The organism is Geodermatophilus sp. SYSU D01105, from assembly GCF_054050095.1.
On the sequence record NZ_JBJGYR010000018.1, the window covers coordinates 57,292 to 70,274 of the forward strand.

Consider the following 12,983-nt stretch of genomic DNA (forward strand, 5'->3'; position numbering starts at 1 on the left):
GGGACGTGTCGCCCGACCTCGACCCCGAGCTGACCGCGCTGGCCGGCCGGCTGGTCGCCGTCCCGGGTGTCGTGGCGGTGACCCTGGGCGGGAGCCGGGCGCGCGGCGAGCACACCCCTGACTCCGACGTCGACCTGGGGCTGTACTACCGCCCGCCGCTGGACACCGGCGCCCTCGGCGCGCTGGCCCGCGAGGTCGCCGGCCCGTCGGCGCGGGTCACCCGTCCCGGCGAGTGGGGTCCCTGGGTGGACGGCGGTGCCTGGCTGCGGATCGGCGGGGTCGCGGTGGACTGGATCTACCGGGACGTCGACCGGGTGGCGGCGGTCTGGCGGGACGCCCGTGCCGGCCGGTGCGGCTGGCACGCGCAGGTGGGGCACCCGCTGGGCTTCCTCGACGCCGCGTACGCCGGGGAGCTGGCCCTGGGGGTGGTGCTGGCCGACCCGACCGGCGAGGTCACCGCGCTGCGGCGGGAGACGGCGCAGTACCCGCCCGCGCTCGGCGCCGCCCTGGTCGCGCGGCTGGAGGAGGCGCGGTTCTGCACCGGCATCGCGGCCAAGGCCGTACCGCGCGGGGACACGACCTACGTCGCCGGCTGCCTGTTCCGGGCGGTCGGGCTGTGCGCGCACGCGCTCTCCGGAGCGGCCGGCCGCTGGCTGGTCAACGAGAAGGGCGCCGTCGCCGCGGCCGGCCGGCTGCCGGGGGCGCCACCGGACTTCGCGCGCCGGGCGCACGCCGTCCTGGCCGCGCTCGGGACCGGGCCCGCCGACCTGGCGGCCGCCGTCCGGGCGGCCGTGGAGCTGGTGGCCGAGGTGAGCGCCGCCGTCAGCTCCCGGCCTCCACGGCCGCGGTGACCTCGGCGTCGGTCGGGTTGCGCAGCACCCGGCCCTCCCGCCAGACGACGACCGGCAGGTCCTCCTCGGAGACCCCGAGCTCGGCGAGCAGCGCGGCGCCGTCGCCGGTGCTCTCCAGGTCCACGAAGGTCGCCGACAGCCGGTGGTCCCGGGCGTAGTCCTGCAGGCGGCGGCTGTCGACGGACCCGGCCCGCCCGACGATGCGCAGGTCGGCGGCGAGCTCGAGCAGCATGGACCGGCGCAGCAGGAAGGCCCGCAGCACCATCTCCTTGAGCGCCGGGTCGGCGGTGAAGGCCGCCTTCATCCCGGCGTGGTCCAGGCGGACGGTCTCCGCCGGGCGCAGCACGAGCGCGGTGAGCGACACCGGCTGGCCGCTGAAGAGGTCCAGCTCGCCGAGGAACCGCCGCGCTCCGTGCACGGAGATCACCCGCTGGTCGGGACGGCCGGAGTCCTCCACGATCGCCACCGCCCCGGAGAGGACGACGTGGAAGTCGTAGCCCGGGTCGCCCTCGCGGAACAGCGTGTCTCCGGCCGGGCACCAGCGCCGGGTGCCGTGGCGTTCCAGCACCGCCAGCTGGGCGTCGGTCAGCCGCGGGAAGGCACCGTTGCGGTCGGGGGTCTCGGGCAGGTCGGCCGGGACGGGCGCCACGGCGTCGGGCAGCACGTCGGGCCGCTCACTCCCCCGCCGCGGCCCCAGCGCCGGCAGGGCCAGCCCGGCGGGCTCGCCGTCCGGCCGGCCCGGCACGCCCGTCGGGTCCTCCCCCGCCGCGGCCAGCAGCGCGGCGGCGAGGGTGTCGGCGTCGTACGGGCCGGTGTGCCGCCGGCCGCCGACGAAGAACGTGGGCGTGCCCCCGACGCCACTGGCCTCGGCGGACTCGACGTCCTCCTCCACCCGGCGGGCGAACCGGCCGGCGCCCAGGTCCCGGGCGAACCGCTGCACGTCCAGTCCCGCCGCCGCGGCGTGCTCGAGCAGGTCGGAGGCGGTCAGCCGGTCCTGGGCGGCGAAGAGCCGGTCGTGCATCTCCCAGAAGCGGCCCTGCGCCCCCGCGGCCTCGGCGGCCTCCGCGGCCAGCTCCGCGTGCGGGTGGACGTCGACCAGCGGGACGTGCCGGAAGACGTAGCGCAGCCGGTCCCCGAACCGGGCGCGCAGCTCCTCGACCGTGCCGGTGGCCCGCCCGCAGAACGGGCACTCGAAGTCGCCGTACTCGACCAGGGTCAGCGGTGCGTCGACCGGGCCCCGGACGTGGTCGCGCTCGGGGTCGACCGGGCGGTCCAGCAGGTCCGGCCGGCCGGTGGCCCCCGGTGGGCGGCGCCGGTCGGCGAGCCGGAACAGCGCCCACCCGAGCAGCGCGGCCAGGACCGACGCGGCGAGGACACCGACCCGCGCCTCGTCGGCCAGCCGCTCGTCGTCGAAGGCGAGGTCGACGATGAACAGCGAGATGGTGAAGCCGATGCCCGACAGCGCCGCGCCGCCGGCGAGCTGCAGGCCGGTGAGACCGGGCGCGAGCTCCCCCATGCCCAAGCGCACCGCCAGCCCGGTGCCCAGCAGGATGCCGACGAGCTTGCCGAGGACCAGGCCGGCCACGACGCCCAGCGTCACCGGTGAGGTGGCCGCGGCCCGGAGGGTGTCGCCGGTCAGCGGGACACCGGCGTTGGCCAGGGCGAACACCGGGACGATGACGAAGCTGGTCCACGGCTGCCACAGCTGCTGCAGGCGCTCGCTGGCCGACACCGACCGGTCGATGGACAGCCGCGCCAGCCGGGCGAACTCGGGGTTGGGCGACTGCTGGTAGGCGCGGGTGCGCCGGGCGGCGTCCTCCACCTCCGCCCGCCGGGCCGGGTAGGCCGGCGTGAACAGGGCGATGACCACCCCGGCGAGGGTCGGGTGCACGCCCGAGGCGTACATCGCCACCCACACCGCGACGCCGAGCACGAGGTAGGCCGGGCCGCGCCACACCCGCAGGTAGCGCAGCCCCACCATGAGCGCCAGGCCGAGGAGGGCCAGGAGGAGGGGGCCGAGCGCGAGGTCCTCGGTGTAGAACAGCGCGATCGCGGTGAGCGCGCCCACGTCGTCGGCGATGGCGAGGGTGAGCAGGAACAGCCGCAGCTGCGCGGGGCAGGCCGGCCCGACGAGGGCCAGCACGCCCAGCAGGAAGGCGGTGTCGGTGGAGATGACCACGCCCCATGCCGACACCGCGGGGCTGTCGAGGTTGAGGACGGCGTAGACCAGCGCCGGGACCGCGAGCCCGGTCAGCGCGGCCATCGCCGGCACCGCGGCCCGCCGCCGGTCGGTGAGCTCCCCCATCACCAGCTCGCGCTTGATCTCCAGCCCCACGACGAAGAAGAAGAACACCATCAGGCCGTCGTTGACCCAGTGCTGCAGGTCCAGCGAGAGCTCGGCGCCGCCCACCCGGACGGCGAACTCGGTGTGCCAGAAGGCGTCGTAGCTCTCGCCCACCGGGGAGTTGGCCCACAGCAGCGCGGCCACGGTCGCCAGCAGCAGCAATCCGGCGCTGCCGGCCTCGGTGCGCAGCCGCCGGCGCAGCGGCGCCACGCGCGCGAGCAGGCCGCCGCCCCCAGGGCTGGACTGGCGTTCGGCGGTGACGGTCACCGGGCTCCCTCCTCAGCGGCCGGGCACAGCTGCGGCGCGGCCACGCCACAGTGCGGACACTCCGCCAACCGCAGGTGGTCGTGGTCCTGTTCCGCGCCGAGCGGACGGCGGATCCACCCGGCGGACACGGCGGCGCCGGCGAGCAGCAGCCCGGCGCAGACCAGCAGCGCCGTCCGGAAGCCTGCGGTGAACGCCGCCGCGTCGGTGTAGTCCGCGCCGCTGATCCCGGCCACCACCGGCACGACCGCGACCGCGAGCAGGCCGGCGGCCCGGGCGACGGCGTTGTTGACCCCCGAGGCGACGCCGGCGAAGCGGTCGGCGGCCGCGTCGAGCACTGTCGCCGTCAGCGGCGCCACCAGCAGGGTGAGCCCGGCCCCGAACAGCACCGTCGCCGGCAGCACGTCGGCGACGTACGAGGCGCCGGGCCCGATCCGCAGCATCAGCAGCACCCCGGCGGCGGAGACCAGCGGGCCGGCCGTCATGAGCGCCCGCGGTCCGATCCGCTGGGCCAGGGCGCCGACCCGCGCGGAGAACAGCAGCATCAGCACGGTCACCGGCAGCAGGGCGCTGCCCGCCAGCAACGGGGAGAACGCCGAGGCGACCTGCAGCTGGAGCACCAGCAGGACCCACAGCGCGCCGAGTGCGGCGTAGACCAGCAGCGTGACGGCGTTGGCGGCGGTGAACTGCGCGTTCCCGAACAGCGCCGGGGGCACCAGCGGAGCCGGCGTGCGCCGCTGCACGAGCGCGAAGGCGGCCAGCGCGAGGACGCCGGCAGCGCCCCAGGCGAGGTCCGCGGCCGCGCCGCCCGGCTCCCCCGCCGCGGTCAGCCCGTAGGTCAGGCAGCCCAGGCCCACCGCGACCAGCGCCGTCCCGACCCAGTCCAGCCTCGGCGCGGCCTCGGGGTCACGCGTCTCGGGCACGTGCCGGGCGGCCACCACCACGATGACCAGGGCCAGCGGCAGGTTGACGAGGAAGACCGCGCGCCAGCTCCACTCGACCAGCCAGCCGCCGACGAAGGGCCCCAGCGCCCCGGCGACCCCACCCAGCCCCGACCACGCACCGACCGCGGCGGCGCGGTCGGTGCCGTGGAAGGACGCCGAGATGATCGCCAGGCTCCCCGGCGTCAGGAGGGCTCCGCCGACCCCCTGCAGGGCGCGCGCGGCCACCAGCGTGGGCACGTCCGGCGCCAGTCCGCACAGCAGCGAGGCGGCGGCGAACCAGACGACCCCGATGACGAACACCCGCCGCCGGCCGAACCGGTCGCCCAGCGACCCGCCGAGGAGGATCAGCGAGGCCAGCGTGAGGGTGTAGGCGTTGACGGTCCACTGCAGCCCGGAGAAGCCGGCGTCGAGGTCGTCGCCGATCCGCTCCAGGGCCACGTTGACGACGGTCGCGTCCAGCAGCGCCAGGCCCGAGCCGAGCACCGTCGTCAGCAGGACCCAGCGGGCCTGCGGCGTCCCCATCCGCAGGCCGCCCTCCGGAGCGACCGGCGCTCGGGCCATCGCGCCTCCCGTCCGTGCGCCGGTGCTCGCGGGGACCGCCCCCTGCGTGCCCGCAGTCTGCTCCGGGACCGGGCCGGGGTCGACCGTCAGAGGGAGGCGGCGTCCAGGTCGGGGTCGAGGTCGGGCTGGGCGACGGTGGCGTGCGGCAGCCGGACCGTGAACGCCGTCCGGCCGGGCTCGCTGCGCACGGAGACCGATCCGCCGTGGCCGGTGACGACGGCGCGGACGATGGCCAGGCCGAGGCCGGCGCTGCCCGCGGTGCGCGACCGCGACGAGTCGCCACGGGCGAACCGCTCGAAGACCGAGCCGAGCAGGTCCGCGGGGATCCCCGGCCCGTCGTCGACGACCCGGAGCACCGCCTCGCCGTCCTCCACCCGCAGCCGCGTGACGGCGGTCGTCCCGGGCGGGGTGTGGGTGCGGACGTTGGCCAGCAGGTTGGCCAGCACCTGGTGGAGGCGGCTGTCGTCCCCGGGCACGAGGACGGCGGTGGCGGGCAGGTCGACCCGCCAGCGGTGCGCGGGGCCGGCGGCGTGCGCGTCGCTGACGGTGTCCATGACCAGCGCGGTCAGGTCGACCTGCTCGCTGGCGAGCTCGCGGCCGGCGTCCAGCCGGGCGAGCAGGAGCAGGTCGTCGACCAGCACCGACATCCGCAGCGCCTCGGACTCGACCCGGCGCAGCGCCTGGGCGACGTCGTCGGGCACCGCGCTGCCGCTGCGGCGCACCAGCTCGGCGTAGCCCCGGATCGAGGTCACCGGAGTCCGCAGCTCGTGGCTGGCGTCGGCGACGAACTGCCGGACCTGTGTCTCGGACGCCTGCCGGGCCGCCAGCGACTCCTCGACGTGGTCGAGCAGCCGGTTGAGGGCCGCTCCGACCCGGCCCACCTCCGTGTGCGGGTCGGTGTCGGCGGCGGGCACCCGCTCGGCCAGCCGCACCTCGCCACTGGACAGCGGCAGCTCGGCGACCCGGCCGGCGGTCGCGGCCACCCGGTGCAGCGGCCGCAGGGTGCGGCCGATGACGAGGAAGCCCGCGCCCGCGGCGGCCAGCAGGCCGAGCAGGCCCGCGGCCACCTCCACACCGACCAGCCGGAGCAGCGCGTCGCGGGTCGCGTCGAGGGGCAGGCCGGTCACCAGCACGTCCCCGCCGGAGCCCGCGGTCGCGACCACGCGGTACTCCCCCAGCGCACCGCCGAGGTCGACGCTGCGCGGCACGCGTCGGGTGTCACGTCGGCGAGGACCGCCGCCTGCGCGGCGGTGATCGGCCGGCCGTCGCCGCTGGCGGTGATGACGGCGGCCTCGGTCACGACGCCGTCCTCGACCCGGGCGCCCAGCGTGCCGTCCCCCTGCCCGGGCGTGTCCAGGAAGTCCGGGCCGACGTCGTCCCCGCCGGGCCGGCCACCGGCATCGGCGTGGGCGGAGCGCTCGACGGCCGCCGCGAGCCCGGTGTCGACCCGGTCGAGCATCTGGTCGTGCAGCGCGGTGGTGGCCGCGACGCCGACCACGGCCAGGACCAGGGCGAGTGGCACGAGGAACACGGCCAGCAGGCGGGCACGCAGCGACAGCCGTCGGGCGGTCGCGGTCGTCATGACCCCACGGTCGACCGCGCGGCTGGACGTCTGCTGGACGCCGGGATGGAGGTCGCTGGAGGGCAGACCGCCTGTCTCCGGCCGACCCCGACCCCACCGGGTGGGTGCCGTCCTCGCGGTGTACGGCGAGGTCGGCGACGACACCGCGGGTCGCGTCCCGCGGTGGGCTGACCGGGGCCCTCGTCCCCCGGCCGCGCTGTCGTCAGGCGTACCGGGCGACGAAGTTGGCGAGCACCAGCCCCGGGGCGCTCACCACGGCCAGCTCGAGGCGGGCGATGAGCTCCTCCATCTCGTCGGGCGCGAAGTAGCCGGCGTGCTGGTAGACCCGCACCCGCGTGACGATGCCGGGGACGTCGAGCTCGGGGTGGAACTGGGTGGCGTACACGTTGCGCCCGACCCGGAACATCTGGACCGGGCAGCCCGGCGAGGTGGCCAACAACACCGCGGACGGCGGCAGCACCCGGCAGGCCTCCTTGTGCCCGACCAGCGCGTCGAAGACGTCGGGTACGCCGGCCAGGAGCGGGTCCGCCCGCCCGGCGGCGGTGAGCTCGATCGGCACGCACGAGATCGGCTCGCCGAAGGTCCGGTCGACCACGCCGCCCTGGTGCACGCCGAGCGTCCCGACGCCGTAGCAGGCGCCCAGGAAGGGGAAATCCCGGGCGACGACCCGGTCGAGCAGGGCGGAGAGCTCGGCCTCGACCCGGCGCTGGACGGCGGACTTGTCCTCGGCCGGGTCGCTGGAGTTGAACGGCCCCCCGCCGAGGAGGATCCCCGAGTAGTCGTCGAGGTCGAGCTCCGGCAGCGGACCGGCCTCCAGGCGGATCCGGCGCAGCTGCCCCTCGGCCAGCCCCGTCAGGCGCAGGAACGCCGCGTACTCCTCGTCCGCGGCGACGTCCTCGGCCCGTGAGGCCAGCAGCAGGAACGGCCGTCCGGGCGGGGTTGCCATGCCGACCAGCTTCCCGCATCGCGCCACCGCCGGCCCGCCGTCCTTCCGCACCGCCTGCACCGGGAGTAGAAACGGCCCATCCCGGCGCGACGGGCACCGGCCCCGCCGGACCTGCGGGGAGGGGTGCCCCACCCATGACGACGCAACCCGACCGGCGCTCGCCGCCCTGCGCACTGGTCATCTTCGGCGCCTCGGGCGACCTGACCCAGCGGAAGCTGCTGCCGGCCGTCGAGGCGCTCGCCGGGTACGGCGCCCTCCCCGGCGAGGTGGCCCTCGTCGGGGTCGCCCGGACGCCGATGGGCGACGACGAGTTCCGCGGCTACTGCCGGGAGCGGGCCCGCGGCGAGGGCAACGGCCGCTGGCAGGAGCTCACCGCGGCGGCCCGGTACGTGGCCGGTGGGTACGACGACCCCGCGACCTACGCCCGGCTGTCGCAGGTCCTGGCCGAGTGCGACCGCGACCTGGGGACCGCCGGCAACCGGGTGTACTACTTCGCCACGCCGCCGCGGCTGTTCGGCCTGATCGCGGTGAGGCTGGGCAAGGCGGGGTTGAGCCGGCCCGCGGACGGCTGCTTCGTCCGGGCGGTGATCGAGAAGCCCTTCGGCTGGGACGAGGACAGCGCCCGGGCGCTGTACACGGACCTGACCTCGGCGTTCGACGAGGAGCAGGTCTTCCGGATCGACCACTACCTGGCCAAGGAGACGGTGCAGAACCTGCTCGCCCTGAGGTTCGCCAACTCCGTGTTCGAACCGATCTGGAACAGGACGTGGGTCGACGACGTGCAGATCACCGTCGCCGAGACGATCGGCGTCGGCGCCCGCGGCGGGTTCTACGAGACGGCCGGGGCGATGCGCGACATCGTGCAGAACCACGTGCTCCAGGTGCTCTCGCTGTTCCTCATGGAGCCCCCGACCTCGTTCCACGCGGAGGCGATCCGGGACGAGAAGGTGAAACTGCTGCGGGCGATCCGCCCGCTGGACGACCCGGCGGACGTCGCCGCCAACGCGGTGCGCGGCCAGTACACCCGCGGCGGCACCCGCGAGGAGCTCATGCCGGGCTACCGGGACGAGCCCGGGGTCGACCCGCTCAGCTCGACGGAGACCTTCGTGGCGCTGCGGCTGGACATCGACAACTGGCGGTGGACGGGCGTGCCGGTCTTCGTGCGCACCGGCAAGCGGCTGCCCGCACGGGTGACCGAGGTGGCCATGGAGTTCCGCCGTCCCCCGCAGCTGCCGCTGTTCCCGGGGACCGCCACCCACCTGGAACCCGACGCCCTGGTCGTCCGTGTCCAACCCGACGAGGGGCTCAGCCTCCGGTTCGGCGCGAAGGTCCCCGGGCACGCGTTCCGGGTGCAGAAGGCCTCCATGGACTTCTCCTACGAGAGCTTCGAGGAGCAGTCCCCGGACGCCTACGAGCGGGTCATCCTCGACGCCCTGATCGGTGACCCCACGCTGTTCACGCGCGCCGACGAGGTCGGCCGGTCGTGGCGGATCGTCGACCCGGTGCTGCGCTGCTGGGAGGCCGACCAGCAGCCCATCCCGCTGTACCAGGCGGCCACCTGGGGTCCGCCGGAGGCCGCCGCGCTGATGACCCGGCACGGCCGGACCTGGCGGAACCTGGGCTGAGCGCCGGAACGGACGCGGCGGACGCCGACAAAGCCCTTCCCCCCACTCCGCGTCCGTGGTCGACTGCGCTCCACCGCCGGGCCGGCGGGCCAGCAGCACCTGGAGGCAGCGATGTCCCTGGAGCAGTTCGAGGTCGCGGCGCGCAGGCGCGCCACCGCAGGGGTGGGCACCGGACCGGACCGCACGGCGTCGTGACCGCCACCGCGCCCCGCGGCTCCGGGGCGGTCAGCCCGGGGCACGGCAACGGCGGGCCGGCCCCGCGCCGCGCGGCGATCGCGGCGCGGACGCTGCGCACCGACCGCTGGTGGCTGCAGCCGGCGATCACCGTCGTCGCACTGGTGCTGTTCGTCGTCTACTCGACGTTCCGCGCGTTCCAGAACGCGTACTACTTCAGCGAGCCCTACATCTCGCCCTTCTACTCCCCGTGCATCACCACCGGGTGCGAGGGCGACACGTTCCCCGAGCTGTTCACCGGGCCGTCGTGGATCTCACCGGCGATCTACATCCTGGTCGTGCCGCTGGGCTTCCGGCTGACCTGCTACTACTACCGGAAGGCCTACTACCGCTCCTTCTGGCTCTCCCCACCGGCCTGCGCGGTCGCCGAGCCGCACAAGCGCTACACCGGCGAGACCCGGCTGCCCCTGCTCGGCCAGAACCTGCACCGGTACTTCTTCTACCTGGGGCTGCTGTTCAACGTCGTCCTGACCTACGACGCCGTCCTGGCCTTCCGGGACGAGACCGGCGCCTGGGGGCACATGGGGCTGGGCACCCTGGTGCTGCTGGCCAACGCGGCCCTGCTGTGGCTGTACTCGCTGTCCTGCCACTCCTGCCGGCACATCGTCGGCGGGCGGTTGAACTCCTTCTCCCGGCACCCCATGCGCTACCGCGCCTGGACGCTGGTCTCGCGGCTCAACGCCAACCACATGAAGTACGCGTGGATCTCGCTGTTCGGCGTCGCCTTCGCCGACTTCTACGTCTTCCTCCTGGCCACCGGCACGATCTCGGATCTGAGGTTCTTCTGATGGTGGAGCTCGAACGGCACGACTACGACGTCGTCGTCGTGGGCGCCGGCGGAGCGGGCCTGCGGGCCGCCATCGCCGCCCACGAGGAGGGCGCGCGCACCGCCGTGGTCTGCAAGTCCCTGCTGGGCAAGGCGCACACGGTCATGGCGGAGGGCGGCATCGCCGCGGCGATGGGCAACGCCTGGCCCGACGACAACTGGCGGGTGCACTTCCGGGACACCATGCGCGGCGGGAAGATGCTCAACCACTGGCGCATGGCCCAGCTGCACGCGCAGGAAGCGCCCGACCGCGTGCACGAGCTGGAGGACTGGGGCGCCCTGTTCGACCGGACCCCCGACGGGCTGATCAGCCAGCGCGACTTCGGCGGGCACCGGTTCGCCCGGCTGGCCCACGTCGGCGACCGCACCGGTCTCGAGCTGATCCGCACCCTCCAGCAGCGCACCGTCGCCCTCGGCATCGACGTCTACATGGAGTGCACCGTCACCCGCCTGCTGACCGACAGCGAGGGGGTCACCGGTGCCTTCGGCTACTGGCGCGAGTCGGGCCGCTTCGTCGCCTGGCAGGCGCCCTCGGTCGTGCTGGCCACCGGCGGGATCGGCAAGGCGTACAAGGTCACCTCCAACTCCTGGGAGTACACCGGCGACGGCCACTCCCTGGCACTGCAGGCGGGTGCCTCGCTGGTGAACATGGAGTTCGTCCAGTTCCACCCCACCGGGATGGTCTGGCCGCCGTCGGTGCGCGGGATCCTGGTCACCGAGAGCGTCCGCGGCGACGGCGGCGTGCTGAAGAACTCCGCGGGCAACCGCTTCATGTTCGACTACATCCCGGACTTCTTCCGCAAGGAGACCGCGGAGACCGAGGACGAGGCCGACCGCTGGTACGACGACAAGAAGAACAACCGCCGTCCACCCGAGCTGCTGCCCCGCGACGAGGTGGCCCGCGCGATCAACAGCGAGGTGAAGGCCGGCCGCGGGTCCCCGCACGGCGGCGTCTTCCTCGACATCGCCTCACGCCGCCCCGCCGAGTACGTCCGCAGGCGGTTGCCGTCGATGTACCACCAGTTCAAGGAGCTGGCCGACGTCGACATCACCGCCGAGGCGATGGAGGTCGGGCCCACCTGCCACTACGTCATGGGCGGGGTGGAGGTCGACCCGGACACCGCCGCCGCCCGGGTGCCCGGGCTGTTCGCGGCCGGTGAGGTCGCCGGCGGGATGCACGGCTCGAACCGGCTGGGCGGCAACTCGCTGTCGGACCTGCTGGTGTTCGGCCGGCGCGCCGGCGTGGCCGCGGCCGAGCACGCCCACAAGCGGGCCGGCCTGGTCGAGCTGGCCGACGAGGCGCTCGCCGACGCGGCCCGCGCGGCCCTCGCGCCGTTCGAGCGGGAGGGCGGGGAGAACCCGTACACGGTGCAGCTGGACCTGCAGCAGACGATGCACGACCTGGTCGGGATCATCCGCACCGCGCCGGAGATGGAGCGGGCGCTGGACCGGATCGCCGACCTCGCGCGGCGGGTGGACGCGCTCTCCGTCGAGGGACACCGCCAGTACAACCCCGGGTGGCACCTCGCCCTGGACCTCCCGCACATGCTCGTGGTCAGCGAGTGCATCGCCCGCGCCGCCCTGGCCCGCGAGGAGAGCCGCGGCGGGCACACCCGCGACGACTTCCCCGCCGCGGACGCCGACTGGGCGCGGATCAACCTGGTCTGCACCCGGGCGCCGGACGGCGGGGTGAGCGTGGCCCGCCAGCCCCTGCCGGAGATGCCGCCCGAACTCGCCGAGATCTTCGAGGAGCAGCCGTGACCGACCTCGTGGACGGGCCGGCCAGCGCGACCGACGCGGCCCAGCAGCCCGCGGCCGCGAGCGGTCGCAGCTACGACGCCACCTTCCGGGTCTGGCGCGGCGACGCCTCCGGCGGCGACCTGGAGACGTTCACCGTCCCGGTCAACGAGGGCGAGGTGGTGCTCGACGTGATCCACCGGCTGCAGCAGACCCAGGCCGGGGACCTCGCCGTCCGGTGGAACTGCAAGGCCGGCAAGTGCGGGTCCTGCAGCGCGGAGGTCAACGGCCGGCCGCGGCTGATGTGCCTGACCCGCATGAGCACCTTCGCCGAGGACGAGACGGTCACCGTCACCCCGCTGCGGACCTTCCCGGTGATCCGCGACCTGGTCACCGACGTCTCGTACAACTACGAGAAGGCCGCGCAGATCCCGGCGTTCACCCCCCGGCCGCGGGACCCCGACGGCAACCACCGCATGCAGCAGGTGGACGTCGAACGGCCCCAGGAGTTCCGCAAGTGCATCGAGTGCTGGCTCTGCCAGGACACCTGCCACGTCATCCGCGACCACGAGGAGAACAAGCGGGCCTTCGCCGGGCCGCGGTTCCTCATCCGGCTGGCCGAGCTGGACATGCACCCGCTGGACGTGCGGGACCGCCGCGACGCCGCGCAGGAGGAGTTCGGGCTCGGCTACTGCAACATCACCAAGTGCTGCAGCGAGGTCTGCCCGGAAGGCATCCACCTCACCGACAACGGCATCATCCCGCTCAAGGAGCGGGTGGTGGACCGGAAGTACGACCCGCTCACCTGGCTGGGGTCGAAGATCCGCCGACGCCCCCGGGAGTGATCAGCCCTCCCCCGCTGCCGCCCGCCTTTCCGCGCCGCTCTCGCCGGCGTCCCCGGGGTCGTCGCCGCCCGCGACGCGCCCGACGAAACCGCCGGCCTCCCCGGTGCCCGTCGTGCCGGCGGCGTCCGGGGCGTCGCTGTCCCCACCACCCTCCGCCCGCGTCAGTGCCTCGGCGTCGTCGCGGTCGACGTCGTCCTCACCGGGCCGGGGATCCCGCTGCATCG

11 protein-coding genes are annotated in these 12,983 nt (G+C 74.9%); 5 read left to right on the top strand and 6 right to left on the bottom strand.

Features of this window, described 5'->3' with window-relative positions; genetic code table 11:
* The first annotated feature begins 5 nt into the window (after positions 1-5).
* Positions 6-851 (top strand): nucleotidyltransferase domain-containing protein, encoded by an 846-nt coding sequence (locus tag ACI79I_RS17390; RefSeq protein ID WP_456993570.1) that lies wholly within the window; start codon positions 6-8, stop codon positions 849-851.
* On the opposite strand, the gene nhaA is transcribed toward ACI79I_RS17390, so the two are convergent.
* From nhaA to ACI79I_RS17415, 5 genes are all read right to left on the bottom strand, one after another.
* Complete coding sequence (gene nhaA / locus ACI79I_RS17395; protein WP_456993571.1) at positions 823-3,462, bottom strand: Na+/H+ antiporter NhaA; 2,640 nt, start codon at positions 3,460-3,462, stop codon at positions 823-825. The genes ACI79I_RS17390 and nhaA overlap by 29 nt on opposite strands.
* The gene (locus ACI79I_RS17400) at positions 3,459-4,964 is read right to left on the bottom strand and encodes an MFS transporter (protein WP_456993572.1); all 1,506 of its coding nucleotides are present in this window, start codon (positions 4,962-4,964) and stop codon (positions 3,459-3,461) included. The genes nhaA and ACI79I_RS17400 overlap by 4 nt, the downstream gene beginning before the upstream one ends.
* Positions 4,965-5,050: 86 nt before the next feature.
* A complete protein-coding gene (locus ACI79I_RS17405) occupies positions 5,051-6,172 on the bottom strand; it encodes a sensor histidine kinase (RefSeq protein ID WP_456993573.1) in 1,122 nt (373 codons plus the stop codon).
* Entirely contained in the window at positions 6,088-6,546 is a 459-nt protein-coding gene (locus ACI79I_RS17410) for a hypothetical protein (RefSeq protein WP_456993574.1), read from the bottom strand. Before ACI79I_RS17410 ends, ACI79I_RS17405 begins: the two co-directional genes overlap by 85 nt.
* Positions 6,547-6,748: 202 nt before the next feature.
* A complete protein-coding gene (locus tag ACI79I_RS17415; protein ID WP_456993575.1) occupies positions 6,749-7,492 on the bottom strand; it encodes a glutamine amidotransferase in 744 nt (247 codons plus the stop codon).
* A gap of 134 nt (positions 7,493-7,626) precedes the next feature.
* On the opposite strand from ACI79I_RS17415, the gene zwf reads away from it, so the two are divergent.
* The 4 genes from zwf (at position 7,627) to ACI79I_RS17435 (ending at position 12,759) form a co-directional block, all read left to right on the top strand.
* The gene (zwf, locus tag ACI79I_RS17420; protein ID WP_456993576.1) at positions 7,627-9,117 is read left to right on the top strand and encodes a glucose-6-phosphate dehydrogenase; all 1,491 of its coding nucleotides are present in this window, start codon (positions 7,627-7,629) and stop codon (positions 9,115-9,117) included.
* A gap of 191 nt (positions 9,118-9,308) precedes the next feature.
* Positions 9,309-10,139 (top strand): hypothetical protein, encoded by an 831-nt coding sequence (locus ACI79I_RS17425; RefSeq protein WP_456993577.1) that lies wholly within the window; start codon positions 9,309-9,311, stop codon positions 10,137-10,139.
* Positions 10,139-11,938 (top strand): fumarate reductase/succinate dehydrogenase flavoprotein subunit, encoded by a 1,800-nt coding sequence (locus tag ACI79I_RS17430; RefSeq protein ID WP_456993578.1) that lies wholly within the window; start codon positions 10,139-10,141, stop codon positions 11,936-11,938. The genes ACI79I_RS17425 and ACI79I_RS17430 overlap by 1 nt, the downstream gene beginning before the upstream one ends.
* Positions 11,935-12,759 (top strand): succinate dehydrogenase/fumarate reductase iron-sulfur subunit, encoded by an 825-nt coding sequence (locus ACI79I_RS17435; protein ID WP_456993579.1) that lies wholly within the window; start codon positions 11,935-11,937, stop codon positions 12,757-12,759. The genes ACI79I_RS17430 and ACI79I_RS17435 overlap by 4 nt, the downstream gene beginning before the upstream one ends.
* Here the strand turns inward: ACI79I_RS17435 and ACI79I_RS17440 are convergent, their stop codons facing one another.
* On the bottom strand, positions 12,760-12,981 hold the full coding sequence (locus ACI79I_RS17440; protein WP_456993580.1) for a hypothetical protein: 222 nt from the start codon (positions 12,979-12,981) through the stop codon (positions 12,760-12,762). It lies immediately after the preceding gene.
* Between the last annotated feature and the right edge of the window lie 2 nt (positions 12,982-12,983).